General features: G+C 67.6%; 16 protein-coding genes. 10 read left to right on the top strand and 6 right to left on the bottom strand.

Features of this window, described 5'->3' with window-relative positions:
* Positions 1 to 126 precede the first annotated feature (126 nt).
* Entirely contained in the window at positions 127 to 1,056 is a 930-nt protein-coding gene (locus tag ACT86A_RS09915; protein WP_445091739.1) for an ABC transporter permease, read from the bottom strand.
* Positions 1,053 to 2,570 (bottom strand): ABC transporter substrate-binding protein, encoded by a 1,518-nt coding sequence (locus tag ACT86A_RS09920; protein WP_445091740.1) that lies wholly within the window; start codon positions 2,568 to 2,570, stop codon positions 1,053 to 1,055. Before ACT86A_RS09920 ends, ACT86A_RS09915 begins: the two co-directional genes overlap by 4 nt.
* 319 nt (positions 2,571 to 2,889) lie before the next feature.
* On the opposite strand from ACT86A_RS09920, the gene ACT86A_RS09925 reads away from it, so the two are divergent.
* The 10 genes from ACT86A_RS09925 (at position 2,890) to ACT86A_RS09970 (ending at position 12,687) form a co-directional block, all read left to right on the top strand.
* Complete coding sequence (locus tag ACT86A_RS09925; RefSeq protein WP_445091741.1) at positions 2,890 to 4,044, top strand: TauD/TfdA family dioxygenase; 1,155 nt, start codon at positions 2,890 to 2,892, stop codon at positions 4,042 to 4,044.
* Positions 4,016 to 5,026, top strand: a complete 1,011-nt coding sequence (locus ACT86A_RS09930; RefSeq protein ID WP_445091742.1) for an ornithine cyclodeaminase family protein — start codon at positions 4,016 to 4,018, stop codon at positions 5,024 to 5,026. The genes ACT86A_RS09925 and ACT86A_RS09930 overlap by 29 nt, the downstream gene beginning before the upstream one ends.
* Before the next feature lie 344 nt (positions 5,027 to 5,370).
* Complete coding sequence (locus ACT86A_RS09935; RefSeq protein WP_445091879.1) at positions 5,371 to 6,675, top strand: alanine racemase; 1,305 nt, start codon at positions 5,371 to 5,373, stop codon at positions 6,673 to 6,675.
* A 52-nt stretch (positions 6,676 to 6,727) separates the two neighbouring features.
* The gene (locus ACT86A_RS09940; protein WP_445091743.1) at positions 6,728 to 7,759 is read left to right on the top strand and encodes a PLP-dependent cysteine synthase family protein; all 1,032 of its coding nucleotides are present in this window, start codon (positions 6,728 to 6,730) and stop codon (positions 7,757 to 7,759) included.
* Between the two features lie 177 nt (positions 7,760 to 7,936).
* Entirely contained in the window at positions 7,937 to 9,343 is a 1,407-nt protein-coding gene (locus ACT86A_RS09945; RefSeq protein ID WP_445091744.1) for an MATE family efflux transporter, read from the top strand.
* Positions 9,344 to 9,363: 20 nt separating this feature from the next.
* Positions 9,364 to 10,332 (top strand): DUF389 domain-containing protein, encoded by a 969-nt coding sequence (locus tag ACT86A_RS09950; RefSeq protein WP_445091745.1) that lies wholly within the window; start codon positions 9,364 to 9,366, stop codon positions 10,330 to 10,332.
* A gap of 396 nt (positions 10,333 to 10,728) precedes the next feature.
* Positions 10,729 to 11,112: an SDR family oxidoreductase gene (locus tag ACT86A_RS09955; RefSeq protein WP_445091746.1), complete on the top strand. Its 384-nt coding sequence runs from the start codon at positions 10,729 to 10,731 to the stop codon at positions 11,110 to 11,112.
* A gap of 67 nt (positions 11,113 to 11,179) precedes the next feature.
* Positions 11,180 to 11,755, top strand: a complete 576-nt coding sequence (locus tag ACT86A_RS09960) for a TerD family protein (protein WP_445091747.1) — start codon at positions 11,180 to 11,182, stop codon at positions 11,753 to 11,755.
* Positions 11,756 to 12,061: 306 nt separating this feature from the next.
* Positions 12,062 to 12,280: a type II toxin-antitoxin system VapB family antitoxin gene (locus ACT86A_RS09965; RefSeq protein WP_445091748.1), complete on the top strand. Its 219-nt coding sequence runs from the start codon at positions 12,062 to 12,064 to the stop codon at positions 12,278 to 12,280.
* A complete protein-coding gene (locus tag ACT86A_RS09970) occupies positions 12,277 to 12,687 on the top strand; it encodes a PIN domain-containing protein (protein WP_445091749.1) in 411 nt (136 codons plus the stop codon). Before ACT86A_RS09965 ends, ACT86A_RS09970 begins: the two co-directional genes overlap by 4 nt.
* A 316-nt stretch (positions 12,688 to 13,003) precedes the next feature.
* Here ACT86A_RS09970 and ACT86A_RS09975 read toward each other — a convergent pair whose 3' ends face one another.
* The 4 genes from ACT86A_RS09975 to mfd all read right to left on the bottom strand — a co-directional run bounded on the left by ACT86A_RS09975 (position 13,004) and on the right by mfd (position 18,159).
* Positions 13,004 to 13,453: a PIN domain-containing protein gene (locus ACT86A_RS09975; RefSeq protein ID WP_445091750.1), complete on the bottom strand. Its 450-nt coding sequence runs from the start codon at positions 13,451 to 13,453 to the stop codon at positions 13,004 to 13,006.
* Positions 13,398 to 13,646: a type II toxin-antitoxin system VapB family antitoxin gene (locus tag ACT86A_RS09980; RefSeq protein ID WP_445091751.1), complete on the bottom strand. Its 249-nt coding sequence runs from the start codon at positions 13,644 to 13,646 to the stop codon at positions 13,398 to 13,400. The genes ACT86A_RS09975 and ACT86A_RS09980 overlap by 56 nt, the downstream gene beginning before the upstream one ends.
* Before the next feature lie 134 nt (positions 13,647 to 13,780).
* Positions 13,781 to 14,410 (bottom strand): nucleoside triphosphate pyrophosphohydrolase, encoded by a 630-nt coding sequence (locus tag ACT86A_RS09985; RefSeq protein WP_445091880.1) that lies wholly within the window; start codon positions 14,408 to 14,410, stop codon positions 13,781 to 13,783.
* A gap of 137 nt (positions 14,411 to 14,547) precedes the next feature.
* Positions 14,548 to 18,159 (bottom strand): transcription-repair coupling factor, encoded by a 3,612-nt coding sequence (gene mfd / locus ACT86A_RS09990; protein ID WP_445091752.1) that lies wholly within the window; start codon positions 18,157 to 18,159, stop codon positions 14,548 to 14,550.
* Between the last annotated feature and the right edge of the window lie 97 nt (positions 18,160 to 18,256).

Here is an 18,256-nt window from a genome sequence, read left to right on the forward strand (position 1 = left end):
GGACCACGGCGGCGATGTTCACGGCGTCCCGGTCGCGTTGCGTCACCGCGACATTGCGCTGACCCGCACCTCTCCGGCCTGCTCCGGTTTCAGCGAAGCGAATGGCGGATGCGATGGACCATGACCTCATCGCATCCCCCGCAGCGACCAGGCACGGATGCTGTCAGCGGCAGCGAGCATGATCATCATGACCACCCCGGACAGCGCCACAACCGCAGCGACCACCGCGGTATCGCGGTCCGCGACCGAACCGGCGAGCACCGCGCCGAGACCTGGATAGTTGAAGATGGTCTCGACCACCAGGGAACCGCCGAGCAGCATCCCGACCGTGGTGGCGAAGCTGGCGACGATCGTCGGCAGCGCGAACGGCAGCACGTGCCGAACCAGCACGCGGCGGGCGGAAAGCCCGTCCAGTACTGCGCTTTCCACGTGCGGCGCTGCGGCGGCGTCGGTCAGCGCGGCCCGCACCACCCTGGTGTTCCAGCCGATCTGCGGCAGCGCCAGCGCCAGCGCCGGCAATACCAGCATGTCGGGTCCGGCCGGGAATCCGGAGCGGTCGGTGACGGTGACCGCCGGCAGCCAGCCGAGGGCCAGCGCGAACACCAGAATCAGCAGCGTCGCGATCACGAACTCGGGAATGGCCACCGCCGTGGTCGTCGCGGGCTGCAACACGCGGCTCGCCGCACTGCCGGGCCGGGTCGCCCACCATGCGCCGAGCACGAGCGACGCGAACACGGTCACCGCCAAGGCGAGCCCGCCGAGCAGCAGTGTCGGCGGGAATTTGTCGGCCAGCAACTCGTTCACCGAACGTCCCCGGGCGGTGCGGCCGAAATCGCCGGTCGCGACGCCCGATATCCAGTCCCAGAACCGCACCGGCAGGGGACGATCCAACCCGAGCTGGTGTTCCTTGGCCGCGATCTGCTCCGGGGCAGCCTCGCGACCGAGGACCGCGCGGGCGGTGTTTCCCGGCAGCAGGTCCACCGCGACGAAGACGGTAGCCAGCAGCGCCACCAGCAGCGCGACGCGCCGCAGCAGCAGTCGTACGAAGGGGATCACCCGGCCAGCCACGCCCTTTCCAGCTGGACCCGGGCGAAGCCGCCGAGCGTGGGTAGGTCGCGCACTCGGGAGGAGGCGATGTCGATACCGTCGGCCATGCCCCAGACCAGATAGCCGCCGCGGTCGTACTGAATGCGCTGCAGCTCTTGCGCGTTACTCTTGTATTCCGAGTCACTCTGTGCTGCCAGCGCTTTGGCCGTTGCTGAATCGAAAGCCACGTCTTTGAAAGCGGTTTCGTTGCGATTGGAGTTGCTCGACAGCAGTTTGCTCGCGAAGAACAGCGTGGAATCGTTGGTGCCCCACGAGATCGTGTAGAGCGGAGCCTTCAGCCAGGTCTGGTCATAGAAGGCGTTCGGCTCCTGGCTGATCACATCGAGCCGGACGCCGATCTCGGCGAGCTGCGTGGCGATGACCTTCGCCGATTCCACCTCGCCGGGCGCCTCGGCCTTGGTGACGAACGGATAGGTCCGTCCGGTGTCGAAGTTCGCCTCGCGCAGCAGCGTCTTGGCGCGGTCCAGGTCGCGGGTGCGCTGCGGGAGGGAGGTGTCGTAGACCGGATCGCCGGTGCCGAGAATATCGTTGGCGACCGTCCCGTAGCCCGAATGAACCTGGTTGACCAGGGCATTGCGGTCGACGCCGAGCCGCAGCGCGGTGCGCACCCGCACGTCGGCGAACGGACCGTCGGACGTGCGCATGGCGACGCCGACCACTGTGTCGTGCGCGCGGCGCAGCACCGTCAAGTCGCCGCGGCCGTCGGCGGTGCGGCCCGCAATGGCGCCGACATTGGAGGCGAGGTCGATCTGGCCGCCCAGAACCGCGTTGCCCAGGGCGGTCACGCTCTCGAACATGGTGACCTCGATGGCGTCCAGTAGCGGCGGCGTGCCGTGCCACTGTTCGTTGCGCACCAGCCGGGCGTTGCCGTCCTGGTAGGACTCCAGCCGGAACGGTCCGCTGCCGATGGCCTTCGAGAAATCCGTCGTGTCCTTCTTGACCGTGAAGGTCATCAACCGGACCAGCAGCGGCAGCTGGGTATTCGGCTCGGGCACCGCGAGCACCACGCGGTGCGGACCGTCTGCGGTGATGTCCTCGACGGCCACCGGCATTTTCGACGCGCCGCCGACCGTGCGCAGCCGGCGCAACGACCACGCCACATCGTCGGATGTCACCGGCGATCCGTCATGGAAGCTCGCGTTCTCGGCAAGGGTGAAGCTCCAGCGACGCCGGGACGCGTCCGGCTCCCACCGGGTGGCCAGGCGGGGTGCGACGTTCGGGTCGGCGCCCGGCACGGTCAGGGCGTCGTAGACCAGCGAGGTGACCAGGAAGTCGCTGTCGTTGCTGAGATTGCCGTGTGGATCGCGTTCCAGCCGAGCGGAGGAGCCCAGCGCGCCGACGCGCAGGGTGCCCCCGCGCCGCGCCGTCCCGGCGGAGTCCGCGCCGTCGGAACAGGCGGCGACCAGCAGCACCGCCCCCACGCCGAGACTCGACCGCAACAACTGCCGTCGATTCAAACCCATTGCGCTGCCCCTCTTCCTGGACGAACCCGCCGCGATCCGGCATGATCACTACGTCAATCAGGACAGGCTAGCCTAATCTTCCGGACGACTCGCCGATACCGGCAGTAAAACGGCAGCCCGAGGGCACACCACCGGAAAACCCGCGAAACCGCTTCCCGACACCCGCTCCACGACCTAGCCTCGACGGATCCAAGTTATGCAGATCGGCTATTTTTCTCCCGCGCACTTAGGTAAGGCTTGCTTTACTTAGCGGAACCCGATACCTTCGCAATTCGATCGTCACCCTGCTTTTCGAACCGATGCGAAGAAGGGAATCCCGGTGAAAGGCGTTCTCTCCGAACGTAAGACGCTTCACCCACTAGATCTCGAACGGCGCGAGCTCCCGGCAGCCGCGGGTGCCGCGGTGCGCGAGCTCGCGAGCGAAATATCCGCGACACTCGACGCCACACTCGCCGATCCGGCCGCCACCGCGCGAAGACTCACCGATCCCGCGCTGATCGCCCAGATCGAGACCCGCGCCGCGGAACTTCCCGCCGAGGTCCGTCATGCCCTGCGCCCGCCCGCCACTGCGGCGGGAGCCACGATCGTCAGCTGTCTTCCGGTGTCCGACCACGAATTCGGCCCGACTCCGCCGAGCTGGCGGGAGGCCGCCCGGTGGAGCGGCGACCGGGCGGCGCGCGCATGCTCGTTCGAATTCGACCTCGTCATGCTGCTGCTGGCCCGCAGCGCGGGTGAGCCGTTCGGCTGGCAAGGCCAACAGGACGGACGGCTGGTCAACAACATCGTTCCCGCGGCCGGTCACGAGCACGAACAGTCCGGCGCCAGCAGCAGAACACTGCTGAGCCCGCACACCGAGGACGCGTTCCATCCGCGGCGAGCCCACCTGCTGATGCTGGCCTGCCTGCGCAACCCGGACCTGGTCGGCACCACGGTGTCGTCGGTGCGCCACATCGAGCTATCCCCCGAGCAGCGCGCGATTCTCAGCGCGCCGACGCTGCCGATCCTGCCGGATGTCTCCTACGGCGCCGGACACGAAACCTACTCGGCCACTGCGATTCCTACTCTGTGGAGCGCAACCGGCCCGGCCGAGCAGACCATCCGCTACGACCCGGCATACACCCCGCTCGAAGACGCCGGCCCCGAATTCCGCGCGGCCTACGAGCGACTCACCGCGGAGCTCGAACGCGTCTGCGTGACCGCCGCGCTCGCGCCCGGCGAAATATTGCTGGTGGACAACGACGTCGCGGTGCACGGCCGGGTGCCGTTCACCGCACGGTACGACGGCACCGATCGATGGCTCAAGCGAGTGAACATCCGGCTTTCGGAACGACAGCGGCGGGCCGAAGAGACCAACGAGAATGGCTATGGGCAACACATTGTCGCCCCGTTCCGGTCGGCGGGCATCCCGCCGGTCGAGGCCGGCACTCGAGAGCGAGTAGTACCGAATGATCGAGGACCCGTTGAACACCCGTGACCGAAGCACGCCCCTGCGGGTGCTGAGCCGCAGCGACCTGGCCGATGTGCCGATCACCCCCGCCGCAGTCGTGCGCGCGGTGGAAGAGGCCTACCTGGCCTTCGCAGCGGGTGATTCGGACAACCCGCGCAAGCTCAGCGTCGCGAACCCGGACGGCTGGTCGGTCGCCTATGCCATGCTCGGCCGCGACGGCCGACGACGCGTGGTCGCGATGAAGACCTCCTACAAGTTCGACCCCGGCCACGACCGCAGCACGAAGCGGTATTACACGACCATCACGCTCTACGACGACGCCACCGGCGCGCCGATCGCGATGATGGACTGCGCCAGAGTGGGCGCGCTGCGTACCCCCGCGGTCTCTGCGCTGCTGGTGCGGGAGACCATCCGGCGCGGCGCGGAAAGCGTGCTGCTGATCGGCACCGGGACTCAGGGGCGCAACGCACTTCCGCATCTGCTCGCCGCGAACCCGCAGCTGCGCAAACTGATGGTTTACGGGACGCACGCCGAGGGGCTGCAAGCTGTGCATCGCGGGCTCGCCGAGCACTACCCGCACGCGCTGCTGGAGACTGTGACAGATCCGCGCGCGGCGGCCGCGACGGCGGACGTCGTGCTGGCCACCGCGGGACCGGGCACCGAGGTCGCGCTCGAATCCACGGATCTGGCACCGGGTTCGGTCGCGGTACTGGTCGGTTACGGGCTCGCGCCCTCGACGTTGGTCGACGCCGATCGGGTGATCGCGACCAGCGCTGAGCAGATGGCGCTGACCGGCACCGACATGGTCGGCCCCGACGGAACGCTGCGCGCGGTGGACGCCGAGCTGCCGCAGATCCTGAACCGGCGTGCGGTGGCGCGGCGCTCGGACGAGGAGCGCGTTTTCGTCTACAACAGCGGCCTGGTGCTCACCGACATCGCGGTTGCCCATGCTTTGGCCGAGCGGGCCATCGCCGAGGGCCGTGGTACGGAGGTACCACTATGGGATTAGAGGCGAACGCCGGCACCGCCTTTTCCACACCGAGTGGACCCGTCGTCGGCACAGTCGATGACTCGGTGCGGCCAGGCATCCCTGCCACCGGATGCCTCGCCGAAAGATTGGGTGGCACAACGGATCCGATCGATGCGGTTGCGGCAGATTCCGACGTGATCAACGTTGCGCCCGAGCGGCCAGGCATGCCCGCCCCTGCCAGCAGTGAATCGACCACCGGATGTTTCACCGAAATATTGGATGGCACAACGGATCCGATCGCTGAGGTTGAGCAAGACTCAAACGTGATCAACGCCGTGCCCGACTCGATCGGCATCGCGCCCGACTCGATCAGCGCGGCGCCGATGCCCGCGCATCTCGACCCGTGGGAGCGTCAGCTGCTCGACGATCCGAACTTGCTGGGCGACATCGCCTTTGCGATGAACGGGCCGTTCCACATCATGTACCCGGCGCGCGTCGCGCACAACATCCGCGAGTTTCGGGCCGCCTTCGTGCGAGCCGGGGTGCAGGGCACTGTTTACTACGGCAAGAAAGCGAACAAAGCCGCGTGTGTCGCGCGCGCCTGCGCCGAGCATGGTGCGGGCGTGGACGTCGCCAGCGTCGGTGAGCTGACCGCGGCGCTGGCACAGGGTGTTCGCGGTGCCGAGCTCATGGTGACCGGCCCGGCCAAGGCGGACGAATTGCTGTGGTTGGCGACCCGACACGGCGCATTGGTCGCGGTGGACGATCTCGAGGAACTCGACCGGCTCGCGGCCCTGGGTTCTCCCGCGACGCCCGCGCGAGTGCTGCTGCGCATCCTGCCCGCCGCCGCGGCGAGCCGATTCGGCATGTCCGATGCCGAAATCGACGCCGCACTCACGGTATTCGGTGCCCGCACATCGATCCGCTTGGAAGGTTTCAGCTTCCACCTGTCCGGCTACGACGCCGCGGCACGCGCGGACCTGGCGGGCGAGCTGATCGCTCGCTGCCTGCACGCGCGCACGCGCGGCCATCCGGCCGCAATCGTGTCGATCGGCGGCGGGTTCGGCGTCGACTACGTTCCGGCAGCGGCGGCGGCGGCGTTCGCCGAGCGGGTCGGCAGGCACTGGTTCCATTCGGGGAGGTCGTTCGATTCGTACTACCCCTACCACTTCGCGGTGCCAGGCGCGGCCATGCTCGCCCAGATTCTCGACCACGATGATCTCGCTCAGCGGTTGCGGGACAATGCAATCCGGCTCGCGATCGAGCCCGGACGCGCCCTGCTCGCGCACGCGGGTTGCACCGTCTTCCGGGTGCAGGGCCGCAAGACCAGACACGCGCACGGTCGTCCCTACCAGCTGCTCACCGTCGACGGCACCAGCCTGAGCCTCTCCGAGCAGTGGTTCGGCAGTGAGTACCTGCCCGATCCGGTGCTGTGGCCCGAACGCCCGGGTGCGCCGACGCCGACCAGCGTCGGCGCGGCTACCTGCCTGGATTCCGACATGCTCAGCTGGCGCCGGGTGCCGCTGCCCCGCCGCGCCGCGGTCGGCGACCTGCTGATCTACCCGAATACCGCTGGCTACCAGATGGATTCGAACGAATCCGCCTTTCACGAACTGCCTATCCCGCCGAAAGTCGTGTTGCACGACACGCCCAGCGGTCGCTTTCGCTGGACCCGCGACGGTAGCTGACCACCACTTCCCCCCGACACGCACGTCCCCCGACACGAACAAGGAGAAATCAATGCCGCTCGTCACGCGTGTGACGGATCTGATCGGCCGCACGCCGCTGTTCGAGCTGGCCGCGACCGAGACGGGCACCCGCTTACTGCTCAAGCTCGAGCAGTTCAACCCGACGGGCGCGGCCAAGATCAGGATGGCGCGCGAAATGGTGCTCGACGCCGAGAGACGGGGTTTGCTGAGCAGTGGCGGACATATCATCGAATCCACATCCGGGAACACCGGGCTCGGCCTTGCGGTGGTAGCCGCCGAACGCGGGTATCGCTTCACCGCGGTGGTCGACCACCACGCCTGTAAGGACAAACTGCGCACGATGCGAGCGATGGGTGCGGAATTGGTGTACGTCGCCGACGACGGCGACGACAACCTGGCCACCTCGGCGCGAGAGGACCTCGCCGAGGCGATGGCGGCCGGACGCGACGACGCGTATTTCACCGAGCAGCACAACAACGACGCCAACGCGGTCGGCTATTACGCGGTGGCCGAGGAACTGCTCGAGGATGTCGAGCGGGTCGACATCCTGCTGTCGGCGGTGGGCACCGGCGGTTCGCTGTTCGGCACCGCGACCCGGCTGCGCCAGCTCGGCTGCGTCCCGTACGTGATCGGCGTCGAGCCAGTCGGTTCGATCGCCTTCGGCGGGCCGGGCGGTCCGTATTGGCAGTCGGGCACCGGCACCCCGCCGGGCGCCACCATCGGCACCGCCGTGGACTATTCGCTACTCGATGAAGGCGTGAAGGTTTCCGACGTCGCGGCCTTCGCGACCGCCCGCGCGGTGGCGGCCGAACTCGGCCTGATGATCGGCGGGTCCGCGGGCGGCTCGGTGCACGCCGCGCTCGCACGGCTGGAACAGTTCCCGCCCGGCTCCACCGTGGTCACCATCGTGTGCGACGGCGGGGAGAAGTACCTGGACACCGTCTTCGACGACGAGTGGATGAGCGACCGGGACCTGCTGAGCGCGGATACCGAACGCGAGGTACTCGACATGCTGCGGCGCTACGCGCCCGCCGCCCGGCGCGCCCTGGTAGAGACCCGGTGAGCCCGGCCCACAGCGCTCGGACCGCGCGTCCTGGCTTCTGCACTGCACGGCGAACCCTATGCTGACCGCGGTCTCTGGCATACGCGAGACCAGCTCGCCGTCCCGTCCGGGGGCGGCGCAGCGGCCGGCATCGGTACCGATGAGCGCGTCGCTTCCGTCGTCCCCCGAGGAGGTTCGGTGAACCTGTCGAGTTTCCGCGGCGACGGGGGGCGGTTGACCGCGCTCGCGACGCCGATAGCACTGACCCAGTTGGCGCAGATCGCGGTGTCGACCACCAACATCGCATTGATGGGCACGCTCGGCGTGCGGCAAGTCGCCGCGGGCGGCCTGGCGATCGTGCTGTTCAACCAGATCCGCACCATGTGCGTCGGGTTGATCACCGCCAGCGGCAACCAGATCGCCACGGCCGTCAGTGGCGCGGACAAGCGCGGCGACTCGCCCGATCAGGAGATCCGGGATCTGCTGCGGTCGAGCTTCCTGATCGCCACGGTCGCCGGCCTCGTCGGCGGCGCGGTGCTGATCGGGCTCGGCTGGGCACTGCCCTGGCTCGGACAGGACCCGGGCGTGCTCGCCGACGCGCGTCCGCTGATGGTCGCCCTCGCGCCGGGCTTGCTGCCCTGTCTGTGGTTCCAGGTGCTGCGCCAGTACACCGTCGGCATGCAGCGACCACAAGCGCTGCTGCTGGTGACGCTCGGATCGGTGGTGCTGAATCTGCTGCTGGCCCTCGGCTTCATCCACGGCAGGGCCGGGCTGCCCGCGCTGGGACTGACCGGCATCGGCGTCGCGACGTCGCTGGTGTTCCTGATCACCTTCGGCGTGTTCTGGGCGATGGTGTGGCGCGACGATCAGCTCGGCCGCACGCTGCCGATGAGTCCGCTGCCGGTGCGACCGGCGACGGTCAAGGCGGAGCTGAAGCTGGGCCTGCCGATCGCGCTCACCTACGGCTCCGAAGCCGGCATGTTCTCGGCGCTTGCCCTGGTCATGGGCAGTATCGGGCCCGCGGCGCTGGCCGCGCACAACGTTGTCTACCAGATCATCTACATCGTGTTCCAGGTGGCGATCGGCCTGTCCCACGGTGCCTCGATCCTGGTCAGCCACGCCGTCGCCCGCGACGAGTACACCCACGCCCGCGCGGTGGCCTGGCTCGCGCTGCGGCATGCGGCGGTGGTCGCGGCCGTGACGGGTGCGCTGTATGTGCTCGCCCCGGACCTGGTGCTGCGGCCCTTCCTGAACTCCTCCGACGCCGACACCATCCGGATCGCGCACACACTGCTGCTGATCGGCATCGTGCTCCAGTTCTTCGATGCCGCGCAGAACATCGGAACCGGCCTGCTGCGCGGGCTGAAGGCGACCAATGCGGGTTTCCGGCTCTCGCTGATCGGCTACTGGGGTGTGGGCCTGCCCGTCGCCCTGCTGCTCGCGTTGCCACTCGGGCTCGGCGCCTCGGGTGTCTGGTGGGGTCTCACCGCGGGCCTGGCCACCACCGCCATCCTGATGCTCCGCCGCTACTTCACGCTGCTCGACGAACAGGAACGCGACCGCCCCAGCCTGCTCCCGGAAACCCTCACCACCCCGAACCGTTAGTCGGCGCAGCGCGGCACACTATGGGGGTGTTGCACCTGCGGATGCTGGCTCCGGCCGAGATGACCGATGACGTGATCCGAATCCTGGAACAGGACGATGCCGTCAGTGGCCTCGCGGTCATGCGCGGCGCCGCACTGCGGCCCAGCGGTGACGTGGTACTGGCTGATGTGGCGCGGGAGGCGGCGAACGACGTGATCGAACGGTTGCGTGCGATCGGACTGCACCACGCGGGCAGCATCGAGATCGAGCCGGTGCGTACCTGGCTGTCACGCAGCGGATTCGATTGCGAAGTGCGCACCCCTGGCAGCAGTGCGGATTCTGTGGTCTGGGCCGATGTCGCCCAGCGCTCGTATGAGGAAACCGAGCTGAACTGGACCTATCTCAGCTTCATGACCTTCGCGACGGTGATCGCCGCCATCGCGATCGTGCTGGATTCCCAGATTCTGGTCATCGGAGCAATGGTCCTCGGTCCGGAATTCGGGGCTATCGCCGCGCTCGGAGTCGCCTTGGTGCGCCGCCGATTCGCGTTGCTCGGACTCGCCGTGCGCACACTGCTGTTCGGTTTCGCGGCCGCTATCGCCGTCACCTTCGTACTCGCTTTGACCGGGCGTGCGCTGGGCTGGATCACCGTCGATGACGTGACCGGTCCACGTCCGGGGACGGCCTTCATCTACACCCCCGACAAATGGTCGTTCATCGTCGCTGTGGTCGCGGCCGCCGCGGGAGTGCTCGCACTCACTTCGGCCAAGGCCGGCGGTATGGCTGGTGTTTTCATCTCGGTGACCACCGTGCCCGCCGCCGGAAATATCGCGCTCGGCGCAGCCTTCGGCGTCGGGCCGGCGATCTGGGGCAGCGCCCTGCAACTGGTGGTGAACGTATCCGGGATGGCGCTGGCGGGCTGGGCCACACTGGCGGTGCAGCAGGCGGTGTGGTCCCGGGTGTCGGTGCGCCGCGCCGCGGCAATGAGCAAGCCGCGCCGGATGCTGTGACCACGCTGTCGGTCGCGCCGTAATCTGCGCGCGCCGTAGCGCCCTCCCGACCGGCGCGATCACTCTCCTTGCGGGCTCACCACCGGTTCGGCAGACACGCGCGGCACTTGCCACCACGCTCGACATCTCGGTGTCCGTTTTTCGGCGAGACCCTCGACGGCCGTCGTCCCGATCGTCACCTGAGCGCAAGTCCGGACAAAAGGTGCAGCACCAACGGACAACGGGCACAGCACCCTAGACTGCTAGCTAGCGCGGCACAGTCCGCCGCGCGCGACGATGCATGAGGTGATGAAGATGGCAGCCGGAGCCAGGCCCGCCCAACGCCAACACAACTCGGCAGATCATCCCGAGCTGGACGTGCTCCCCGAATGGCCCCTGGAGACGATCGGCGTACTGGTGACCACCGATCCGGCGCCGCACGCGATTCCGGTGTCATGGCCGGTGCGCGCGGGCGATCGGCAGATACTCATCAGCCTCAAATTCGACCGCGGCTCGCTGGCCCGGCTGCGCGAGCGCCCCCAGGTGGCACTGCTGATCCTCGGCGGCGGCAACGTGGCGATGTGCGCGCGCGGCACCGCGCGCGTGATCGCGCAGAGCATGCCCGACGCCGAAGACTATGTGGCTGTACGTATCGACGTCGACGTGATCGACGACCACACTCAGTCGGCCTTCGCGATCACGCACGGCATCCAGCGTGCGGTGCTCGACGACGAGAGCGAGCTTCGCGCGCTGAAAGGCCGGGTGAGCACATTGCAATCCTGGGTGGACGACCAGAACTGAACCAGCCCGACATTTCCGGGCAGCAAAGAAGAAATGCGGCACCGGCTGTGCCGCGCGGAAGGGAATCATGAGCGTCACTTTGGCCAAAGGCGGCAACGTTTCGCTGTCCAAGCAAGCCGCGAATCTCACCAAGGTGTCGGTGGGTCTCGGCTGGGATGTCCGCACCACCACCGGCGCCGACTACGACCTCGATGCCAGCGCGCTCGCCTGCGGGCCGAATCTGAAAGTGCTCTCCGACCAGCACTTCATCTTCTACAACAACCTTCGTTCTCCGGATGGGTCCATCGAGCACACCGGCGACAACCTGACCGGCGCGGGCGAGGGCGACGACGAAGTGATCAACATCGACCTCACCGCCACCCCGCCCACGATCACCAATATCTTCTTCCCGGTGTCCATCCACGACGCCGACGCCCGCGGCCAGTCGTTCGGCCAGATCCGCAACGCGTTCATCCGGGTGATCGACGCGGCTACCGGCGTCGAACTGGCCCGCTACGACCTCTCCGAAGACGCCTCCACCGAAACGGCCATGATCTTCGGCGAGCTGTACCGCCACGGCAACGAATGGAAATTCCGGGCTATCGGTCAGGGGTACGCGTCGGGTCTCGCGGGGATCGCGCGGGATTATGGCGTCAACGTCTGAGCGAGCTCGAATTCTGGACGCCGCGTGGGTCTTACGGTCGATTCGATATCGAATTCCGGACGACCCGACCCGCCTGGTGTCTGCTCAGGACAGGCCGAGCCGAGCCCAACCTGCGCCGCGCTGATACCGCGACCGATCGAAGTTGCGCCCGGCCACCACGGTGGCGAAGGCGGTAGATAGCTCGGTGCGGGCTCGCGACCAGTTTCGCCAACGGCCTCGTGCGGACCAGCCATGGGATGCGATGGGATGGGCAATGTTGATGATGTATCCTTTCTTGTACATAGCCAACATGAGCGGGGGCTTGCCATGACTGTCACCCAGATCGACCTCGATGACGACGTGCTACAGCGCGCCATGACGCTCTCCAAAGCAAAGACCAAGAAGGAAGCGGTCAACCTGGCATTGCGGTTCTACGCCGAGAAGCAGGAGCGCGCTGCCCGAATCACCCAGCACTTCGACCGGGCACGGCACTGGGGTGCGGTCGAGGACGCCGCACGCAGGCATGAGTCGGAAAAGACTCGGTGATCTACCTGCTGGACACCTCGGCCCTGGTCCGCCTCCTGTCGGACGAGAAACTGCAGCGAGCGTGGTTCGACGCCATCGACGCCGAAGCCATCGGCTCGTGCTATCCGCAGCGCGCCGAGTTCTTCTTCAGCGCCCGCGACCGGGCCGAGTACGACGAGATCGGCGACATGTTCTCCGACCTGTATCCCGATGTCGCCGTTCCCAAACACGCCGACCGCTGGGTCGCTGCGACCCAATACCGGATGTCCCGTGCGGGCGAACACCGCAGCGCATCGGCGATCGACCTGATAATCGCCGCGACCGCGGCACATCACGGATTGATCGTGCTGCACGACGACAAGGATTTCACCACCGTCGCGCGTCACGCACCCGAACTGCGGGACCACAACATCCACGACATCGGCTGAGATCGTGACCATGCCGAGGCCCGCGATTACGGCATCAACATCTGAGCGAGTTCGAATTCCGGAATGTCAGTGTCACGCTGCGACCCGTACCCCGGGGCAGCGCGTCACATCGACGTGAGACACCGTCTCTGGGTCGTTGCACTCGTCGCAGACCCGACGCGACCCTCACACCGGCACAAGGCGAGCCGTCTTCGTATGGGTGGCCAATTTCTTGTCGAAGGTCCACAGTGGTTGTGCGTCGGACAGCTCTGCGCATGCAGCCAGATAGCAATCTTCGAACGACAGTTTCGGATGTTTCGGTAAGCGGGTACTGAACTCATCTTCGAATGTCATGTGCACTCAACTCGGCGACACAACCGGCCACCGCAGTGAAGTCGTTGTCGGTGTGCAACACCGTCAGCCCATGGTGCACCGCCGTTGCGCACACGACCAGATCGATCACTCCCGCTGAACGGTGCTGACCGCGCTGCGTCAGTTTGTACTGGGCAGCGTCGACCCAGCGCCATACCGACTTCGGAACTGCTGCCGGGCCACACAGCTCGTCCAGCGCGTCGGTCATCTCGTCTCGGTTCGCAGGCCCGACAGCCGAGAGCAGGAATTCGGCACGAGTGGGCTCGCAGATGCGCAGAGCGCCTGCTCCCGCCAATGATCCGCCGCGCCGGGGTTTCGCAGGAGGTAGCAGAGGGCCGTAGAGTCCAGCAGATACCCGATCACTCGGCGGACTCCTCGGACCACGCCTGTTTACGGGCCTCTCGCGCTGCGGCATGAGCGGCCGCGGCCTGATCGAAAACACCCTGTCGGCCCATGTCCAGCAGTTTGTCGAATGCTTCCAACCGTTTGAGCTGCTTCGCATACTCCCGAAGTGCGACGTTCACGGTCTCATTTTTCGTGGATGTCCCCATCAGGCGCATTGCCTCCGCGACGGCCTCGTCATCCAAGTCGATCTCCGTGATCGCCATCACTCACCGCCTGCAATGTTGGCCACACACATCAGACATGTATCTAATCGTTATAGCAGCGACCGGCGACGATCAGCGCGCAACCACGCCGGGATCCTCGTCGGCGGCGATATCGAGCGAGGCGGCTGCCGCGATTACTGCCAGAACTCGCGCCAGTCCTCGGACGTGAGGGCGAGTCGGGCTCCGCGCGCCTTTTCGGCCGCATCTTCCGCCGCCCGGATGACGGCGGCGAAGGCGAGGGCGGTCTTGCGGAGGCGCTCCTCGGCGCTTTCCGGGCCGCCGAGATGGACGATGCGGAGGGATTCCGGGATGAGATCAGCGGGGAGACCCGCTTTGGTGGCGCGGGAGATGACCTTTTCGGCCAGTGCCAGGGCGGGTTGGGCCATGGCTATGCCGTCGAGGCAGGAGCGGCGGGATTTCTCGGCGGATTTGCGTTCTTCCCAGGCTCGTTCCTGGGCGGCGATCTTCTCTTCGACAGTCGCGGCAGGATCTATCGCGGAGCCCGCCAGGTGCGGGCTGCGGTTGACGAGTTTGGCGACCAGAGCGGCGGCTACGTCATCGACGGTGAATTCGCCTGCGGCCTCGGCGATCCGGGAATGGAAGAGCACTTGCAGCAGCAGGTCGCCGAGTTCTTCCTTGATCGTTTCGGCGTCGTTGTGCTGGATGGCGTCGAGCAGTTCGTACGTCTCCTCGAGCAGATAGGGGCGCAGCGAGTCGTGCGTCTGGGTGACCTCCCAGCCGCCGAAATGCCAGAGCCGGTCCATCACCTCGACGGCTCCGGCCAGCCCCGCCGCGACCACCGCCGTGTCGCCGTTCGTTACGGAACGATCCGCACCGCCGGACGCCGCACGCTCGGCGGCGCGATGCCGCGCGGCGCGCAGGACCGACTTTTCGCGAGAGCTCATCGGGGCGCCATTTCGGCGGCGACGGTGAGATCGACCGCGCCCTGCGCCTTTCCGTCCAAGGCAAGCAACAGGTCGGCGACGTACTGCAGCAGCACGACGTCACGCACCCGCTCGGCGCCGACACTGTCCTCGACACGCGGCAGCGGCAGCTGCACCACACCGGACGCGGCACGGTACCCGGCGCTCGGATAGATCCGCTTGAGGCGCAGCTGCTTGGAATCGGGCAAATGCAGCGGAGAGACCTTCAATGTCGTTCCGGTGACCGCGATTTCGGTGACCTCGTACGCACGAGCGAGCAGTCGCAGTTTGGCTACCGAGACCAGGCGACCGACTTCGACCGGCAACGGGCCGTAGCGGTCGACGAGTTCCTCGATGACCAGCGCCAGGGCCGAATCGTCTTGAGCGGCAGCCAGTTTGCGGTACGCCTCCAGGCGAAGCCGGTCGCTGGCGATGTAGTCGGGCGGGATGTGCGCGTCCACCGGTAGGTCGATGCGCACCTCCTTGACCTCCTCGGTGGTGATCGGCTTACCGTCGGCGGCAGCGCGGTACGCCTCGACGGCCTCGCCCACCAGACGGACGTAGAGATCGAAGCCGACGCCCGCGACATGGCCGGACTGTTCGGCGCCCAGCACGTTACCCGCGCCACGGATCTCCAGGTCCTTCATCGCGACCGCCATGCCGGCGCCCAGGTCGGAGTTCTGCGAGATGGTGGCCAGGCGGTCGTAGGCGGTCTCGGTGAGCGGCTTCTCCGGCGGATACAGGAAGTAGGCGTAGCCGCGCTCCCGGCTGCGTCCGACCCGGCCGCGCAGCTGGTGCAGCTGCGAAAGGCCCAGCGCGTCAGCACGTTCCACGATCAGCGTGTTGGCATTGGAGATGTCCAGTCCGGTCTCGATGATCGTCGTGCACACCAGCACGTCGAACTCGCGCTGCCAGAAGCCCTGCACGGTGGATTCCAGCGCGTCCTCGTTCATCTGGCCGTGCGCGACGACCACCCGCGCCTCCGGCACCAGGTCGCGAATCCGCTTGGCCGCCTTGTCGATCGAGGACACCCGGTTGTGCACGTAGAACACCTGGCCGTCGCGCAGCAGCTCGCGGCGGATGGCCGCGGTGACCTGTTTGTCGTTGTAGCCGCCGACGTAGGTGAGCACTGGATGACGCTCCTCCGGCGGGGTGAGGATGGTCGACATCTCGCGGATGCCGGCCAGGCTCATCTCCAGGGTGCGCGGAATCGGGGTGGCCGACATGGTGAGCACGTCGACGTGCGTGCGCAGCGCTTTGATGTGTTCCTTGTGCTCGACACCGAACCGCTGTTCCTCGTCGACCACCACGAGGCCGAGATCCTTCCAGCGCACGCCGGTCTGCAGCAGCCGGTGCGTGCCGACCACGATGTCGACGCCGCCGTCGGCCATTCCTTCCATCACCGCGCGGGCCTCGGCTGGGTCGGTGAAGCGGGACAAACCCTTCACGGTGATCGGGAAGCCCGCCACCCGCTCGCTGAAGGTCTGCAAATGCTGCTGCGCGAGCAGTGTGGTCGGCACCAGCACGACGACCTGCTTGCCGTCCTGCACCGCCTTGAACGCCGCGCGCACAGCGATCTCGGTCTTGCCGTAGCCGACGTCGCCGCAGACCACACGGTCCATCGGGACCGGTTTCTCCATGTCCGCCTTCACCTCCGCGATGGCGGTCATCTGGTCGACGGTCTCGGTGAACGCGAACGCGTCCTCCATCTCCTGCTGCCACGGTGTGTCCGCGCCGAACGCGTGGCCGGGCGCGGCCTGCCGGGCGGCGTAGAGTTGCACCAGCTCGCCGGCGATCTCGCGGACGGCCTTGCGCGCCTTGCGTTTCGTGTTGGCCCAGTCCGAGCCGCCGAGCTTGGACAGGCTCGGCATCTCGCCGCCGACGTAGCGGGAGAGCTGGTCGAGCGATTCCATCGGCACGAACAACCGGTCGCCGGGCTGGCCGCGTTTGCTCGGCGCGTACTCGATCACCAGGTATTCGCGGCGAGCGCCGCCGATGGTGCGCTCGATCATCTCGACGAACTTGCCGATACCGTGCTGGTCGTGCACCACCATGTCGCCCGCGCTCAACGCGAGCGGGTCGACCTGGTTGCGGCGCTTGGCGGGCATCCGCTTGCCCTCGGTCGGCGCGGTGACCCGGTTGCCGGTGAGGTCGGACTCCGCGACGATCACCAGCCCGGCGTTCTCGAACACCAAGCCGTCGTGCAGCGAACCGCACAGCACGCCGACCACGCCTTCGTTCGGCTCGGCGCCCGCGTCCAGCGCGGCGGCCGGCACGTCGGCGTCGGCAAGCCGTTCCAGAATGCGCTGAGCTGTGCCGTGACCCGCGACGATCACGACGGCCCTCCCGCCGGTGGACACGTGCGCGCGTAACGAGGCGAACAGAGTCGCCACCAGTTCGTCGGATCCCCGCGCGGCCGGGCCGGGCAGTACCGGCAGCACAACCTCGGACGAGTCGCCGGAGGCGAGCGGACTCAGCGTCCACCAGGGCAGCCCCTCCTGATCGGCGCTGGCATGTATCTCAGGGAGCGGGCGGTAGGCGGAGGCGGCCAGATCGAGTCCGTGCCCACCGAGCGGGGCCGCGCCGCCGAACGAGGCCGCCGTCCAGGATGCCTCCAGGAACTCCGCACCGGTGCGTACCAGGTCGGCCGCACGGGTACGGATCTTCTCCGGATCGCAGAGCAGCACGTGCGTGGCCTCGGGCAGCACTTCGGTGAGCAGGCACAGTTCCCCGGGTTGCAGCACCGGCAACAGCGCCTCCATGCCGTCGACCGGAATACCCTGCGCCAGTTTCTCCAGCATCTCGACCAGCGCCGCGTCGGCCGCGTTGGCCACGGCCACCTCGGCGGCGCGCTCGCGCACGGCGGCGGTGAGCAGCAGTTCGCGGCACGGCGACGCGACGACCACGTCCACCACGACCTCGGGCAGCGAGCGCTGGTCGGCGACGGCGAACGGCCGCAGTTCGGTGATCTCGTCGCCCCAGAACTCCACCCGCACCGGATGGTCCGAGGTGGGCGGGAAGACGTCCAGGATGCCGCCGCGCACCGCGAACTCGCCGCGCTTGCCCACCATGTCCACCCGCGTGTAGGCGAATTCCACCAGCCGCGCGAGCAGTCCGTCGAAGTCCAGTTCGACGCCGACGCGCAGCACGATCGGCTCGATATCGCCGAGCCTGCTCGCCATCGGCTGCATCAACGACCGCACGGTGGTCACCACCACCCGCAGCGGCGCGGGAAAATACGGATCGTCCGGGTGCGCGATCCGGCGCAGCACCTCCAGCCTGCGCCCCACGGTGTCCGCGCCGGGCGAGAGCCGCTCGTGCGGCAGCGTCTCCCAGGACGGGAACTGCGCCACCACCGGACCGAGCAGTTCCGCCAGCTCGACGGTCAGATCGTCGGCCTCGCGGCCCGTCGCCGTGACCACCACCAGCGGTGCGCTCGCCGCGATAGTCGCGGCGACGAACGGCCGCACCGCCGATGGCGCTACCAACTCGACCGACGAGGTGCCGATCAGCTCCGTGACGGTCCGCAGCGCGGTATCGGCACCAGCCGCGGCGGCCAGTCCCGCCAGCGGCGGGCGGTGGGTGGACATCGACAACTCCTGAGCGCAGACGGGCGGTTCGAGCAGCCAACCGAGTCTAATGAGTGACTTCGACCGACTTGCAGCGCCTACGGCGCTGCGGCTCGCG

It is taken from the genome of Nocardia glycosmidis (genome assembly GCF_052545115.1).